This window comes from Citricoccus sp. K5, from assembly GCF_902506195.1.
GTDB lineage: Bacteria > Actinomycetota > Actinomycetes > Actinomycetales > Micrococcaceae > Citricoccus.
The window spans coordinates 937,821-952,045 of record NZ_LR732817.1 but is presented as its reverse complement, the minus strand read 5'-3'; the positions used below and the strand labels follow the sequence as shown (position 1 = coordinate 952,045).

Here is a 14,225-nt window from a genome sequence, read left to right as displayed (position 1 = left end):
CCGGTGGGTCACCGGCGCGGCTGCCTGACGGGTCAGCCGGAGGTCAGCGGCGGAACACCGTGGTGAGGGTGCCGATGCCCTCCACGGTGGCCTCGGTCCGCTGCCCGCCTTCCACGAGCCCGACGCCGGCCGGCGTCCCGGTGAGGATGACGTCACCGGGGAGCAGGGTGAAGGCCTGGGAGACGGCGGAGACGATCTCCTTCACACCGAAGACCATGTCCGAGGTGCGGCCGTCCTGGACGACGGCGCCGTCCAGTTCCATCCGGATGCCCAGGTCCTCGGTGTCCGCACTGGTCAGGCCGGTCTCGATCCATGGCCCGAGGGGGCAGGCGCCGTCGAAGCCCTTGGCGCGGGCCCACTGCAGATCGGACTTCTGCGCGTCCCGGGCGGTGAGGTCGTTGCCGACCGTGTAGCCGAAGACCACATCGTCCACGCGTTCGGCGGGGACGTCCTTGCAGATGGTGCCGATAACCACGGCCAGCTCGGCCTCATACGAGATCTGCTCGCTCCAGGCCGGCAGGGTGACCGGCTCCCCCGGACCCACCACGGAGGTGTTGGGCTTGAGGAAGAACTGCGGGCTGTCCGGGACGGCGTTGCCGAGTTCGGAGGCGTGGTCCGCCCAGTTGCGCCCGATGCCCACGATCTTGGACCGGGGAATGATGGGCGCCACGAGACGCACGTCCGCCAGGCGGTGGCGCGTGGCGGTCGGCTGGATGCCCTGGAAGAACGGGTCCCCATGGAGGACCACGACCTCGAGGTCCTCTGGGTCCGCCTGGGGGTTCTCCGCCTCCCCCTCGACGAGTCCGTACTGTGGTTCGGCGTCTACAACAAATCGGGCAATGCGCATGCCACCAGCCTAAGTCAGTGCAGCCGGTGTGACGGCCCGCCGGATCATGCCCGCCGGATCACGCTCACGGGATCACACCAGCCGGTGCAGCCAACCGTGCCGATCGTCGCCGTGGCCGGTCTGCAGGTCCAGCAGTTCGCGGCGGATGTCCAGCGCCACCGAGGTCGCCGGATCGATCTCCGGCGACATGAAGGAGTCCTCGCCGTCCACGAGGGTGCCGATCGGGGTGATGACCGCGGCCGTGCCGCAAGCGAAGACCTCGGTGATCTCCCCGCTGGCCACTCCCGCGCGCCATTCCTCGACGGTGATGGAGCGCTCGACCACGTTCAGGCCGCGATCCCGGCCCAACTGGAGCACAGAGGAGCGCGTCACACCCTCCAGGATGGTGCCGGTCAGCTCCGGAGTGACCAGGCTGCCGTCCGCGAAGACGAAGAAGACGTTCATGCCGCCGAGTTCCTCGACAGCGTTGTCCCGGACCGGGTCCAGGAACAGGACCTGGTCGCAGCCGTGGGCCGAGGCCTCAAGCTGAGCCGCCAGCGACGCGGCGTAGTTGCCCCCGAACTTGGCGGCCCCCGTTCCGCCATGGCCGGCACGGGCCAGCTCACGGGACACCCAGATGGACACGGGCTTGAGCTCGCCGCCGAAGTAGTTGCCGGCCGGGGAGGCGATGACCTTGAAGCCGACCTCGTTGGCCGGCCGCACGCCGAGGAACTCCTCGGTGGCGATCATGAAGGGGCGCAGGTAGAGCGATTGGCCGTCGCCATCCGGGACCCAGGACTGATCCGTGGAGACCAGCACGCGCAGCGCCTCCAGGAAGACCTCCTCCGGCAGCTCCGGCAACGCCAGGCGGCGGGCGGAACGGTTCAGCCGTGCGGCATTGGCCTGCGGGCGGAAGGTCCACACGCTGCCGTCGTCATGCCGGTAGGCCTTGAGACCCTCGAAGATCTCCTGGGCATAGTGGAACACGGCGGCGGCCGGTGAGAGGGACAGCGGGCCGAACGGCTCAAGGCGGGCATCATGCCACTCTCCCCCGCTGTGGGGTGCCGAGGACTCCGCGGCGGCATCCCCGGACGCCCGGGTCCAGTCGATGGAGACCATGTGGTCGGTGAAGTGCTGTCCGAAGCCGGGGCTGACCAGGATCTCCCGGCGCCGCTCCTCGGCGATCGGCGAGGGATGGGGGTGGCGGGCGAATTCCATGGTCACGGCAACTTCTTTCTCATCGGGTGCATCCATCATAGAACCCGCCGGCTCAGACGGAGCGGGCGATGGCGTCGCCGATCTCGGAGGTGCTCCGAACGGTCCCGCCGTCGGCTCCACCGATTGCCGCGCCGCGCGAGGCGATGTCCGCGTACACGGCCTCGTTGATGCGGCGGGCGGCGTCGGAGCGGCCCGCGTGCTCGAGCAGGAGGGCGCCGGAGAGGATGGCTGCCGTCGGGTCGGCCTTCTGCTGGCCGGCGATGTCCGGGGCGGAGCCGTGGACCGGCTCGAACATGGACGGCGCGGTGCCGGAGATGTTGACATTGCCGGAGGCGGCCAGGCCGATGCCCCCGGTCACAGCCGCGGCGAGATCCGTGAGGATGTCGCCGAACAGGTTGTCCGTCACGATGACGTCGAAGCGCCCCGGGTCCGTGGTCATGAAGATGGTGGCGGCATCGACGTGCATGTAGTCGTGGGTGACGTCCGGGTGCTCGGCGGCCACGGCCTCCACGGTTCGGCGCCACAGGTGTCCGGCGTGGACCAGGACGTTGTGCTTGTGCACCAGGGTGACATGGCGGCGATCACGGGTGGCGGCCAGGGCGAAGGCATGGCGAACCACGCGCTCCACGCCGAAGGCGGTGTTGATGGAGACCTCGGTCGCGATCTCCTGCGCCGTCCCGGTCCGGATGGCACCCCCGTTGCCCACATAGGGGCCTTCGGTGCCCTCACGGACCACCACGAAGTCGATGTCCCCGGGGTGGGCCAGCGGGCTCGGGACGCCCGGGTAGAGGCGAGACGGGCGCAGGTTCACGCCGTGATCGAGTGAGAACCGGAGCTTGAGCAGCAGCTCGCGTTCGATCAGCCCGGAGGGGATCCGGATGTCGTTCGGGGCGGCCCCGACGGCGCCGAACAGGATGGCGTCATGGCCTCGCAACTGCTCGAGCGCCTCGTCGGTGAGCGTCTCCCCCGTCGCGAGCCAATGGGCGGCGCCGAGGGTGTACTCGGTGGCCTTGATCTCGGCGTCGCCGGAGGCAGCGGTGGCCGCACGCATGACCTTGAGGGCCTCTGCGGTGACTTCCGGGCCGATCCCGTCGCCGCCGATGACGGCGAGGTCCAGGGCGGTGGCCACCCCGGTGGAGGCAGCAGACGGAACGGTGGCGGAGGCGGTGGTGTCCATGGCGACAGGCTAGGCCGACGCCCTCCCGAGCGTCCACCATGTGGTCGTTCAGTCCACATGGTGGACATGGCCTCAGCCGGCGTCCGGCTCCTCGTGCCGCGGGAAGACCGGCTGGGGCGCGGGCAGGGAGCTGCCCGGCACCAGGGCCTCGTTCCAGGCCGCGAAGGAGCGCGGGCCGGCGCCCGAGGCACCGGTGCGGCCGGCGTCGCCGCTGGGGGCGATACCCAGGAGGTCCAGCAGCTTCGCGGCGGAGCCGGGCATGACCGGCTGCACCAGCAGGGCCACCCGACGCACGGTCTCCAGGGTCACGTAGAGCACCGTGGCCATCCGCGCGGGGTCGGTCTTGCGCAGCACCCAGGGCTGCTGCTCTGCGAAGTAGGCGTTCGCATCACCCAACAGCCCCCACGTGACCTCGAGGGCGTGGTGGTAGTCCTGCACCCTGTAGTCCGCGCGGGCCGTGTCCAACAGGCCGGCGGCCGCGTCCAGCAGGGCACGGTCCGCCTCGGTGTACTCCCCCGGCCGTGGCACCACACCGTCCAGGTTCTTGGCCACCATGGACAGGGACCGCTGGGCGAGGTTCCCGAGGTTGTTGGCCAGGTCCGCGTTCTTGCGCCCGACGACGGCCTCGTGGCTGTACGAGCCATCGGCCCCGAAGGGGAACTCGCGCAGCAGGAAGTAGCGCACGGCGTCCAGGCCGTAGTGCTCGACCCACTCCGCGGGGCCGACCACGTTGCCCAGGGACTTGGACATCTTCTCGCCGTTGTTGTTGAGGAAGCCGTGGATCATGACCCGCCGGGGCAGCTCGAGTCCGGCACTCATCAGGAAGGCCGGCCAGAAGATGCAGTGGAACCGCGAGATGTCCTTGCCGATCACGTGCAGATCGGCCGGCCAGAAGCGGTACTGCTCCGAGTCCTCCTCCGGGAATCCGGCACCGGTGAGGTAGTTGGTCAGGGCGTCCACCCACACGTACATGACGTGGTCCTGCGTGGGCCGGTTACCCGAGCCCTCGGCGGGTGCCGGTACCGGGATCCCCCAGTCAAAGGAGGTCCGGGAGATGGACAGGTCCTCCAGGCCGGACTCGACGAAGCGGATGACCTCGTTGAACCGGGACTGCGGAGCGGCGAAGTCCGGCCGGGTGCGGTACAGCTCGAGCAGCCGGTCCTGGTACTGGGACAGACGGAAGAAGTAACTCTCCTCCTCCGTCCACGTCACCTCGGTGCCGGTCTCGGTGGCATAGCGCTTCCCGTCCGCGCGGACCTCGGTCTCGTCCTCGCCGAAGAAGCACTCGTCCCGGACGGAGTACCAGCCGGCGTACTGGTCCAGGTAGATGTCTCCGGCGGCCTCCATGCGGCGCCAGATCTCCTGGACCGCCGGGGTGTGATCGGCGTCCGTGGTGCGGATGAACCGGTCATAGGAGATGTCCAGCACCTCGTCGTCGACCGCCTTGAACGCCGCCGAGTTCCGGGTGGCCAGCTCCAGGGCGGTGATGCCCTCGGCCTGGGCCGTCTGCTGCATCTTCTGGCCGTGCTCGTCCGTGCCGGTCAGGAAGTACACGTCCTTGCCGTCCAGCCGCTGGAACCGGGCCATCACGTCCGTGCCGACGAACTCGTAGGCGTGCCCGATGTGGGGCTCACCGTTCGGGTAGGAGATGGCGGTCGTCAGGTAGTACGGCACCCGCTCGGGGGTCTGGTTCTGGGGCTCGGCATCCGGAGAAGTCACCCGTCGAATCTATCGCATCGCCGACGACGGCCGGGCCGGTTCGCTGCCCCGCCGGCGGCCGGCGTGCCACGTCAGTTCCAGCCCGTTGGCCTCCCCGCCGGACGCCAGCCGGACGGCTGCCAGCGGGGCCACCACCAGGAGGGCGGAGCCGGTGAACTCCAGCAGCTCCTCCACGTGATAGCTCGCCACGTAGGCCCATGAGTCCAGCGGCACCCCGGCCGCCACCACCACGGCCTCCGCACCGAGCGCTCCGAGGAAGAACACCACGATGCCCAGTACATACAGCGCCATGGACGGGGCCGGCAGCACGCGGGCGCACAGCCACAGGAAGACGACGACGGCGCCGGCGACCGGCACGCCCAGCATCAGCCACTCGAAGGCCGGCAGCGGGTTGTCCCCCACGAGCCGCCGCCACAGCCCGTCCAGCCGTTCGTGGATGCCGGCGAACTCGTCGAGGGACATCAGGGCCAGCAGGGCGCCCAATCCGCCCCAGGCGGCCCACCCACCGCGACCGTCCAGGCGCGTGGGGCGGCGCAGCAGTCCGACGGCGACGCTGAGGGCGCCGGCCATCAACAGCAGGCCCGTGTTCCACCAGGTCGGCAGGTTGCGCTCCCCGGCCACGTCGAAGAACACCCGCACCGGGGAGGTGCGGTCCACGGGGCCGGCTCCCAGGACCAGGGGCACCACCGCGGAGAGGATGACCAACGCCAGCCCGGCGGCGAGCAGGAACCACAGGGTGGACTGCCACCACGGACGCGTGCTTCCGCCGCGCGGGTCGGCGTGGGCCTCGGGCTCCCTGTGGTCCTCGGCCACCTCTGGTGCCTTTGGTGCCTTTGGGGTCTGCGTCTTCTGCATGGCAGAAGTCAAGCAACCGGGGATGAGAACGTGATGAGGGACACGCGGGGAGGGTCAGTCCGCCAGGTCGATGCCGGCCACCTTCGAGGCGCCGATGGCGTTGCCGAGCTCCTCCGCGACGCCGGCCGGCAGCGTGGCGTCCAGGGTCAGCAGGGCCAGGGCCTCCCCGCCCTCCTCCTGGCGGGACACGTCCATCCCGGCGATGTTCACGCCGGCGTCGCCCAGGACCTGGCCGATGGTGCCGATGACGCCCGGACGATCGGTGTAGCGGAACACGAGCAGGTGCTCGGCCATGGGAACCTCGAGCTCGTAGCCGTCGATGCCGACGACCTTCTGCACCTGCTTCGGCCCCGTCAGGGTGCCGGCCACGGAGAGCTGGGTGCCGTTGGAGGTGGCGCCCTTGACGGTGACGGTGTTCCGGTAGGCCGGGGACTCGGCGGTGGTGGTCAGCCGGGACTCGACGCCGCGCTGCTCGGCCAGGACCGGGGCGTTGACGTAGGAGACCTGGTCCGAGACCACATCCGTGAACACGCCCTTGAGGGCGGCCAGCTGCAGGGACTTCACGTCCTTGTCCGCGATCTCACCGGCGACCTCGAGTTCCACCACGGTGAGCGAGTCCCCCGTGGACAGGGCCGTGAGGATGCGGCCGAGCTTCTCGGCCAGCGGGATGCCGGGACGGACGTCCTCGTGGATGACGCCGCCGGCCACGTTGACGGCGTCCGGGACGAGCTCGCCGGCCAGCGCCAGGCGCACGGACTTGGCCACGGACACGCCGGCCTTCTCCTGGGCCTCCTCGGTGGAGGCGCCCAGGTGCGGGGTGACCACGGCGTTGTCATGGGCGAAGAACGGCAGATCCACGGCGGGTTCGGAGGAGAAGACGTCGATGGCCGCGCCCCCGATGATGTCGGCCTCGAGGGCGCGGTGCAGGGCGTCCTCGTCGATCAGGCCGCCACGGGCGACGTTCACCACGAAGGCGGTGTCCTTCATGATCCGGAACTGCTCGTCCGAGATCATGCCGAGGGTCTCCGGGGTTCGCGGCATGTGGATGGTGATGAAGTCAGACTCGGCCAGCAGCTCGTCGAGGGACAGCAGGCGGGCACCGATCTGCTGGGCGCGGGCGGAGGTGACGTACGGGTCGTAGGCCAGGATCTCCATGCCGAAGGAGCGCATGCGCTCGGCCACGAGCGATCCGATGCGGCCCAGGCCGATGATGCCGAGCTTCTTCTCGTAGAGCTCGACTCCCGAGTACTTGGAGCGCTTCCACTCCCCGCCCTTGAGCGCACGGTTGGCCGGGGCGATGTTGCGGGCCACCCCGAGGATGTGGCCGCAGGTCAGTTCCGCGGCCGAGAGGATGTTGGAGGTCGGGGCGTTGACGACCATGACGCCGGCCTGGGTGGCAGACTTCGTGTCCACGTTGTCCAGCCCGACGCCGGCCCGGGCGATGACCTTCAGGTTCGGCGCGGCCGCGATGGCCTCGGCGTCCATCTTCGTGGCCGAGCGGACCAGCACCGCGCTGGCCTCCGGCAGGGCCGCCAGCAGCTGAGCCCGGTCCGAACCGTCCGTGGTCCTGATCTCGAAGTCCGGACCGAGCGCGTCCACCGTGGCCGGGGAGAGTTCTTCAGCAATGAGGACAACGGGCTTGGTCTCAGACACGGGTCAATCACCTTCGGGTAGTCAGGGATGCCGACCGCGCTGGCTCGGGTCGGCCGTATTGATTCTAGGGGTAGGCAGGGACGGTCGGCGGCGGACCGCAGAGCGGACCGGTGACCGGCCTGAGGGACGACGACGGCCCCTCGCCAACGCCTTCAGTCGACTTCGCGTGGGTTCTGGGCTCGGTGACCCACGCGAAGTCGACTGAAAGCGATCAATGGTGTCCGCTCGATCAGCGGGCCGCGGTGCCCTCGGTGTAGTCGTCGTCCGAGTCCTTCAGCCAGGAGAACATCTGGCGCAGCTCGCGGCCGGTCTTCTCGATCGGGTGGGCCTCGCCGGCGGCGCGCAGCTTCTTGAACTCGGGGCCACCGGCGGCCTGGTCGTCCATGAAGCGCTTCGCGAAGGTGCCGTCCTGGATGTCGGCCAGCACGGCCTTCATGTTCTCCTTGACGGACGGGTCGATCACGCGCGGGCCGGAGACGTAGTCGCCGTACTCGGCGGTGTCCGAGACGGACCAGCGCTGCTTGGCGATGCCGCCCTCGACCATGAGGTCCACGATGAGCTTGAGCTCGTGCAGGACCTCGAAGTAGGCGATCTCCGGCTGGTAGCCGGCCTCGGTCAGGGTCTCGAACCCGTACTGGACCAGCTGGGAGGCGCCGCCGCAGAGCACGGCCTGCTCGCCGAAGAGGTCGGACTCGGTCTCCTCGGTGAAAGTGGTCTCGATGACGCCGGCGCGGGTGCCACCGATGCCCTTGGCGTAGGCCAGGGCCAGGTTCTTGGCGTTGCCGGTGGCGTCCTGCTCCACGGCGACCAGCGCCGGCACACCGCGGCCGGCCTCGAACTCGCGGCGGACCACGTGGCCCGGGCCCTTCGGGGCGACCAGGGCGACGTCCACGCCGGCCGGGGGCTGGATGTAGCCGAAGCGGATGTTGAAGCCGTGGGCGAAGAACAGGGCGTCGCCGTCCTGCAGGTTCGGGGCGATGTGCTCGTTGTAGACCGCGCCCTGGACCTGGTCCGGGGTGAGGATCATGATGAGGTCCGCTTCAGCAGCGGCCTCGGCCACGGAGACGACGCGCAGGCCCTCGGCCTCGGCCTTGGCACGGGACTTCGAGCCCTCGGCCAGGCCGATGCGGACGTCGACACCGGAATCGCGCAGGCTCAGGGAGTGCGCGTGGCCCTGGGAGCCGTAGCCGATGACGGCGACGGTGCGGCCCTGGATGATCGACAGGTCGGCGTCGTCTTCGTAGTACTTGGTGGTCGTCACAGGAAATCTCCTCGTTGTGGATCTGTTGAAGGTGATGGTTGGGGTTGGTTCTGGGGTCAGCTCTTGGGGAGGGCACGGTCGGTCATCGACTTGCCCCCGCGCCCGACGGCGATGGTGCCGGAGCGCACGAGCTCACGGATTCCGAAGGGCTCCAGGACCTCGAGCAGTGCGGACAGCTTGTCGGCCGCGCCGGTCGCCTCGATGGTCACCGAGTCCGTGGAGACGTCCACCACGGAGGCGCGGAAGAGCTCGACGGCCTGGACCACCTGGGACCGGGACGCGGCGTCGGAGCGGACCTTGACCAGCAGGTGGTCGCGCTGGACGGATGCTCCGGACGCGAGTTCGACGACCTTGATGACGTTGACGAGCTTGTTCAGCTGCTTGGTCACCTGTTCCAGCAGGTCGCCCTCGGCGTCCACCACCACGGTGATGCGGGACAGCCCCTCCAGCTCCGAGGTGCCCACGGCGAGGGAGTGGATGTTGAACGCGCGGCGGGCGAAGAGGCTGGTGACGCGCGTCAGCACGCCCGGCAGATCCTCCACCAATACGGACAGCGTATGCCTTGCCATGGTCAGTCCTCCTCGTCCCAGTCAGGGGTCATGTCCTTGGCGACCTGGATCTCGCTGTTGCCCACACCGGCCGGAACCATCGGCCACACCATGGAGTCACGGGAGACCACGAAGTCGACGACCACGGGGCGGTCGTTGATCGCCAGGGCCTGTTCGATCGTGGCGTCCAGGTCCTCCTCGCTCTCGCACCGCAGGCCGACGCATCCGTAGGCCTCCGCGAGCTTCACGAAGTCGGGCACCCGGATGGTGTCGTGCCCGGTGTTCAGGTCCGTGTTCGAGTAGCGGGACTCGTAGAACAGGGTCTGCCACTGGCGGACCATGCCCAACGAGGAGTTGTTGATGATGGCCACCTTGATCGGGATCTTGTTGATCAGGCAGGTGGCCAGCTCCTGGTTGGTCATCTGGAAGCATCCGTCCCCGTCGATGGCCCAGACCACTCGGTCCGGATTGCCGACCTGGGCGCCCATGGCGGCGGGGACCGCGAAGCCCATGGTCCCGAGCCCGGCGGAGTTCAGCCACTGGTGGGGTCGCTCGTACTTCACGAACTGGCTGGCCCACATCTGGTGCTGGCCCACCCCGGCCACGTACACGGCCTCGGACCCGGAGTGCTCGGAGAGGCGCTCGATGACCTTCTGCGGACTCATCAGGCCATCCTCGGTGGGCGTGTAGCCCATCGGGTAGGTCTCGCGGAGCCGATTCAGCACGGTCCACCACTCGGCCAGGTCCGGCTTCCCGGCCTCGGCATGCGTGTCCCGCACGGCATCGGCGAGCTCGGGGATGATCTCCTTGACCGAGCCCACGATCGGCACGTCCGCAGTCCGGTTCTTGGAGATCTCTGCCGGGTCGATGTCAGCGTGGATGATCTTGGCCTTCGGCGCGAAGGAGTCCAGCTGGCCCGTGACGCGGTCGTCGAAGCGGGCCCCGAGCGTGATCAGCAGGTCGGACATCTGCAGGGCGGAGACGGCGGCCACGGAGCCGTGCATGCCCGGCATGCCCAGGTGCTGCTCATGGGAGTCCGGGAAGACGCCACGCGCCGTCAGGGTGGTGACCACGGGCGCGCCGGTCAGTTCGGCCAGCTCGGCCAGCTCGACGCTGGCATGGCCGCGGGAGACGCCGCCGCCCACGTACAGGACCGGACGCTCGGCCCGCTGGATGAGCCGGGCAGCCTCCCGCACCTGCTTGGAGTGGCCACGGACCACCGGCCGGTAGCCCGGCAGGTCGATCTTCGGGGGCCAGGAGAACTCCATCATCGCCTGCTGGGCGTCCTTGGCCACGTCCACGAGGACAGGACCGGGGCGGCCGGTGGTGGCGATGTGGAAGGCCTCGGCCATGGCCTGGGGGATGTCGGCGGCCTTCGTGATCAGCCGGGAGTGCTTGGTGATCGGCATGGTGATGCCGACGATGTCCGCCTCCTGGAACGCATCGGAGCCGATAGCCGTCGAGGCGACCTGGCCCGTGATGAACACGCAGGCCTGGGAGTCCATGTGGGCATCCGCGATGGCCGTCACGAGGTTGGTGGCACCGGGACCCGAGGTGGCGATCGCCACGCCGGGCCGACCCGACGCCAGGTAGTAGCCCTGTGCGGCGTGGCCCGCGCCCTGCTCATGGCGCACCAGGATATGGCGGATGGTGGTGGAGTCCATCAACGGGTCATAGGTCGGCAGGATGGCTCCGCCCGGAAGCCCGAAGACGTCCGTCACGCCCAGTTCCTCCAGCGCCCGCACGATCGCCTGTGATCCGGTCATCTGCACCGGCTCGACGACCCGGTTGAGGCCGGGGACCAGACTGTCGGCCGGCGACTCGTTCCTGTCCCGCCTGTCACGGGCCGTATGGGATGGCATCACCGACGGGGTGATGCGAGGTCCGTTGCTCATTGCTGTGCCTTCTTCGTCACTGCTAGTCCGATGGCTACTCAAAGCCCCTTGGGTGCCCGGCCCGGGTGTCCCCCGGGTCGTCCGCCTGATGGCGGAGAAACCAGTGAAGCCGATGTGGTGGCCGGCCTCGTTCCGCTTCCCCAACAAAAAAACCCCGACGGCGGCCGGTTGGCCTACTCGGGGTTTCGCGCCTGGCAGCGGGCGAACCCGCCGTACCGAACCGTGGTTCAGGCCAGGCGCTGGATAACGACGACTAGTCGTGTGTTGGACATGCGACCAGTATCCCCGAGTGGGTGCTTACGGTGTCAATCTACCGGACACCCGTCTCACATCGTGAGACGGGTGTCCGGTCCGTGGACAATCAACCGAGGTAGGCGCCCTCGGCGGCGGAGTGCACGAGCTTGGCGTACTTGCCGAGCACCCCGGTGGTGAACTTCGGCGGGATCGGCTCCCAGCCGTCCTTGCGAGCCTCCAGCTCGTCCTCCGGGACCAGGAGGTCCAGCGTGCGGGCGGCGATGTCCACGCGGATCCGGTCGCCGTCGCGCACGAAGGCGATCGGGCCGGCGTCGGACGCCTCCGGGGCCACGTGGCCGATGCACAGGCCGGTGGTGCCGCCCGAGAAGCGGCCATCGGTGAGCAGCAGGACGTCCTTGCCCAGGCCGGCCCCCTTGATGGCTCCGGTGATGGCCAGCATCTCGCGCATGCCCGGACCGCCCTTGGGGCCCTCATAGCGGATGACGACGACGTCGCCCGCCTGGAGTTCGTTCGCCTCGAGGGCGTCCATGGCCTGGCGTTCCCGCTCGAAGACGCGGGCGGTGCCCTCGAAGACATCGGCGTCAAAGCCAGCGGACTTCACCACGGCGCCCTCGGGGGCCAGGGATCCCTTGAGGACGGCGAGGCCGCCGTTGTGGTGCAGCGGGTTGTCCAGCGCGCGCAGGACCTTGCCGTCCAGGTCCGGGGGCGTGATGTCCGCCAGGTTCTCGGCCACGGTCTTGCCGGTGACGGTCAGCGCGTCGCCATGGATGAGCCCGGCATCCAGCAGGGCCTTCATGACCACGGGAACGCCGCCCACCTTGTCCACGTCCGTCATGACGTACTGGCCGAAGGGCTTGAGGTCGCCCAGGTGCGGGACCTTGTCACCGATGCGGTTGAAGTCGTCGAGGGTGAGGTCGACGCCGGCCTCGCGGGCGATCGCCAGCAGGTGCAGCACCGCGTTGGAGGAGCCACCGAAGGCCATGGTCACGGCGATGGCGTTCTCGAAGGCCTTCATGGTCATGATGTCCCGCGAGGTGATGCCCAGGCGCAGCAGGTTCACCACGGCCTCGCCGGACTGGCGGGAGAAGACGTCGCGGCGGCGGTCGGCCGAGGGCGGGGCGGCGGAACCGGGCAGGGACATGCCCAGCGCCTCGCCGATGCAGGCCATGGTGTTGGCCGTGTACATGCCGCCACAGGCACCCTCGCCCGGGCAGATGGCCCGTTCGATGGTGTCCAGGTCCTTCTCGCTCATCAATCCCCGGGCGCACGCACCCACAGCTTCGAAGGCATCGATCAGGGTGACCTGCTTCTCCGTGCCGTCCTCCAGGGTGGCGTACCCCGGCATGGTGGACCCGGCATAGATGAACACGCTGGAGACGTCCAGACGGGCGGCGGCCATCAGCATGCCCGGCAGGGACTTGTCACAGCCGGCCAGCAGTACGGAGCCGTCCAGCCGCTCGGCCTGCATCACGGTCTCCACGGAGTCGGCGATGACCTCGCGGGACACGAGCGAGTAGTGCATGCCGTCATGGCCCATGGAGATGCCGTCGGACACGGAGATGGTGCCGAACTCGAGCGGGTAGCCGCCACCGGCGTGGACGCCCTCCTTGGATGCCTGTGCCAGGCGATCCAGCGAGAGGTTGCACGGGGTGATCTCGTTCCAGGAGCTGGCGATGCCGATCTGGGGCTTGGCGAAGTCATCGTCGCCCATGCCGACCGCACGGAGCATGCCGCGTGCGGGGGCGCGCTCCATTCCGTCGGTGACCGCGCGGGAGCGTGGCTTGATGTCCGGGGTGGAGGCACCGGAGTTGCCTCCGCCCTCCGAACCGCCGGGAAGGGTGGTGTCTGCGGTGGGGGTGGTCATGGGCAACATCCTAGGACCGCCCGCCACCGTCGGCCCCCACGTGACACCGCACACGGCACCCCGCACGCATGCCAGCCTCCCGATCCGTAGACTGTCCCCATGGACGGCGAAGACCTGAAGCACCTGCTCCGCGGGGTCTTCGACACCCGCGTGTTCAACCACGGCGACTTCAATCTCGTCTATGCGCAGCCCTCCGGCGCCGGCAATCCCTGGACGATCGGCTATCGCCGGCAGCCTCTCGAGCTACTGCTGTGCCCCGTTGACCTGGACGTTTTGCCCGAGGTGCCGGCCGACACGTCCATCGCGACGGTCGCCCTGGGCAATGTGGCCACCCTGGCGGACACGGGTACCGGCTACCAGGTCGAGACCGTGACCGGTTTCCGGACCTGGTTCGAGGTCTCGGGGGCACCCCGGGTGCCGCTGACGGAGAACCTGCGGGCCCACCTCACCGCCCTCAGGCCGTGCCCGGAGCAGAAAGACGACGACGGCACCCTGGTTCTGGAGCAGGACGAGGACGCCGAGGACTTCCACCAGTTCATGTCCCACTTCATGGACACTCTGGAGTCCTACTACGCCGAGACCGGTGAGACCGGCGACGCCCCTGAGCCGGCCGCGTCCGGAGATCCCCGCCCGTAGTGGCGAAGACCACGCCTGGGCCGATTTCGCCTCCACCACGGTTCTCTGCTAAAGTTTTTCCTCGTTGCACGGACGGTTTATAGGTCCAGAACAACAGGCACCTCTAGCTCAACTGGCAGAGCAATTGACTCTTAATCAATGGGTTCCGGGTTCGAGTCCCGGGGGGTGCACCCACCAGAAGGGCCCCGGTCACAGGACCGGGGCCCTTCTGCAATCCGGCCTCTCCGCCACCGGTAGACGTGCTCCCACGAAGGAGCCACCGGCATCGTTGTGAGAATCGACACGCCCGACGCACTCTCCGTTCACCTTCAGGTCTAC

General features: G+C 68.9%; 11 protein-coding genes and 1 tRNA gene. 2 read left to right on the top strand and 10 right to left on the bottom strand.

Annotation, left to right across the window (positions count from 1 at the left end):
- Positions 1-43: 43 nt before the first annotated feature.
- The 10 genes from BOSE125_RS04120 to ilvD form a co-directional block, all read right to left on the bottom strand.
- Positions 44-847: a fumarylacetoacetate hydrolase family protein gene (locus tag BOSE125_RS04120; RefSeq protein WP_159550232.1), complete on the bottom strand. Its 804-nt coding sequence runs from the start codon at positions 845-847 to the stop codon at positions 44-46.
- A 72-nt stretch (positions 848-919) separates the two neighbouring features.
- On the bottom strand, positions 920-2,044 hold the full coding sequence (locus tag BOSE125_RS04115) for a branched-chain amino acid aminotransferase (protein WP_159554678.1): 1,125 nt from the start codon (positions 2,042-2,044) through the stop codon (positions 920-922).
- Positions 2,045-2,096: 52 nt separating this feature from the next.
- The gene (locus BOSE125_RS04110; RefSeq protein WP_159550229.1) at positions 2,097-3,221 is read right to left on the bottom strand and encodes a 3-isopropylmalate dehydrogenase; all 1,125 of its coding nucleotides are present in this window, start codon (positions 3,219-3,221) and stop codon (positions 2,097-2,099) included.
- 72 nt (positions 3,222-3,293) lie between these two features.
- Positions 3,294-4,940, bottom strand: coding sequence for a methionine--tRNA ligase (metG, locus tag BOSE125_RS04105; protein WP_159550226.1), 1,647 nt, complete (start codon positions 4,938-4,940; stop codon positions 3,294-3,296).
- 9 nt (positions 4,941-4,949) lie between these two features.
- Positions 4,950-5,795, bottom strand: coding sequence for a hypothetical protein (locus BOSE125_RS04100; RefSeq protein ID WP_159550223.1), 846 nt, complete (start codon positions 5,793-5,795; stop codon positions 4,950-4,952).
- Between the two features lie 54 nt (positions 5,796-5,849).
- Entirely contained in the window at positions 5,850-7,448 is a 1,599-nt protein-coding gene (gene serA, locus BOSE125_RS04095; RefSeq protein ID WP_159550220.1) for a phosphoglycerate dehydrogenase, read from the bottom strand.
- Between the two features lie 229 nt (positions 7,449-7,677).
- Complete coding sequence (gene ilvC / locus BOSE125_RS04090; protein WP_115930965.1) at positions 7,678-8,709, bottom strand: ketol-acid reductoisomerase; 1,032 nt, start codon at positions 8,707-8,709, stop codon at positions 7,678-7,680.
- A 56-nt stretch (positions 8,710-8,765) separates the two neighbouring features.
- Positions 8,766-9,278 (bottom strand): acetolactate synthase small subunit, encoded by a 513-nt coding sequence (gene ilvN / locus BOSE125_RS04085; RefSeq protein WP_159550217.1) that lies wholly within the window; start codon positions 9,276-9,278, stop codon positions 8,766-8,768.
- 2 nt (positions 9,279-9,280) lie between these two features.
- Complete coding sequence (locus BOSE125_RS04080) at positions 9,281-11,152, bottom strand: acetolactate synthase large subunit (protein WP_159550214.1); 1,872 nt, start codon at positions 11,150-11,152, stop codon at positions 9,281-9,283.
- A 361-nt stretch (positions 11,153-11,513) separates the two neighbouring features.
- Positions 11,514-13,271 carry a dihydroxy-acid dehydratase gene (ilvD, locus tag BOSE125_RS04075; protein ID WP_256375969.1) on the bottom strand — a complete coding sequence of 586 codons (1,758 nt, stop codon included), beginning with the start codon at positions 13,269-13,271 and terminating at the stop codon, positions 11,514-11,516.
- Between the two features lie 99 nt (positions 13,272-13,370).
- On the opposite strand from ilvD, the gene BOSE125_RS04070 reads away from it, so the two are divergent.
- Both BOSE125_RS04070 and BOSE125_RS04065 read left to right on the top strand, forming a co-directional pair.
- On the top strand, positions 13,371-13,907 hold the full coding sequence (locus BOSE125_RS04070; RefSeq protein WP_159550211.1) for a hypothetical protein: 537 nt from the start codon (positions 13,371-13,373) through the stop codon (positions 13,905-13,907).
- A 97-nt stretch (positions 13,908-14,004) separates the two neighbouring features.
- Positions 14,005-14,077: transfer RNA gene (locus BOSE125_RS04065), tRNA-Lys, on the top strand.
- Positions 14,078-14,225: the final 148 nt, after the last annotated feature.

Bases quoted from the DNA above. Each gene is read 5' to 3' on its own strand.
- BOSE125_RS04120 (WP_159550232.1), bottom strand. From the start codon at position 847: ATGCGCATTGCCCGATTTGTTGTAGACGCCGAACCACAGTACGGACTC.
- BOSE125_RS04080 (WP_159550214.1), bottom strand. From the start codon at position 11,152: ATGAGCAACGGACCTCGCATCACCCCGTCGGTGATGCCATCCCATACG.
- BOSE125_RS04115 (WP_159554678.1), bottom strand. From the start codon at position 2,044: ATGGAATTCGCCCGCCACCCCCATCCCTCGCCGATCGCCGAGGAGCGG.
- ilvD (WP_256375969.1), bottom strand. From the start codon at position 13,271: ATGACCACCCCCACCGCAGACACCACCCTTCCCGGCGGTTCGGAGGGC.
- ilvN (WP_159550217.1), bottom strand. From the start codon at position 9,278: ATGGCAAGGCATACGCTGTCCGTATTGGTGGAGGATCTGCCGGGCGTG.
- BOSE125_RS04070 (WP_159550211.1), top strand. From the start codon at position 13,371: ATGGACGGCGAAGACCTGAAGCACCTGCTCCGCGGGGTCTTCGACACC.
- BOSE125_RS04110 (WP_159550229.1), bottom strand. From the start codon at position 3,221: ATGGACACCACCGCCTCCGCCACCGTTCCGTCTGCTGCCTCCACCGGG.
- BOSE125_RS04100 (WP_159550223.1), bottom strand. From the start codon at position 5,795: ATGCAGAAGACGCAGACCCCAAAGGCACCAAAGGCACCAGAGGTGGCC.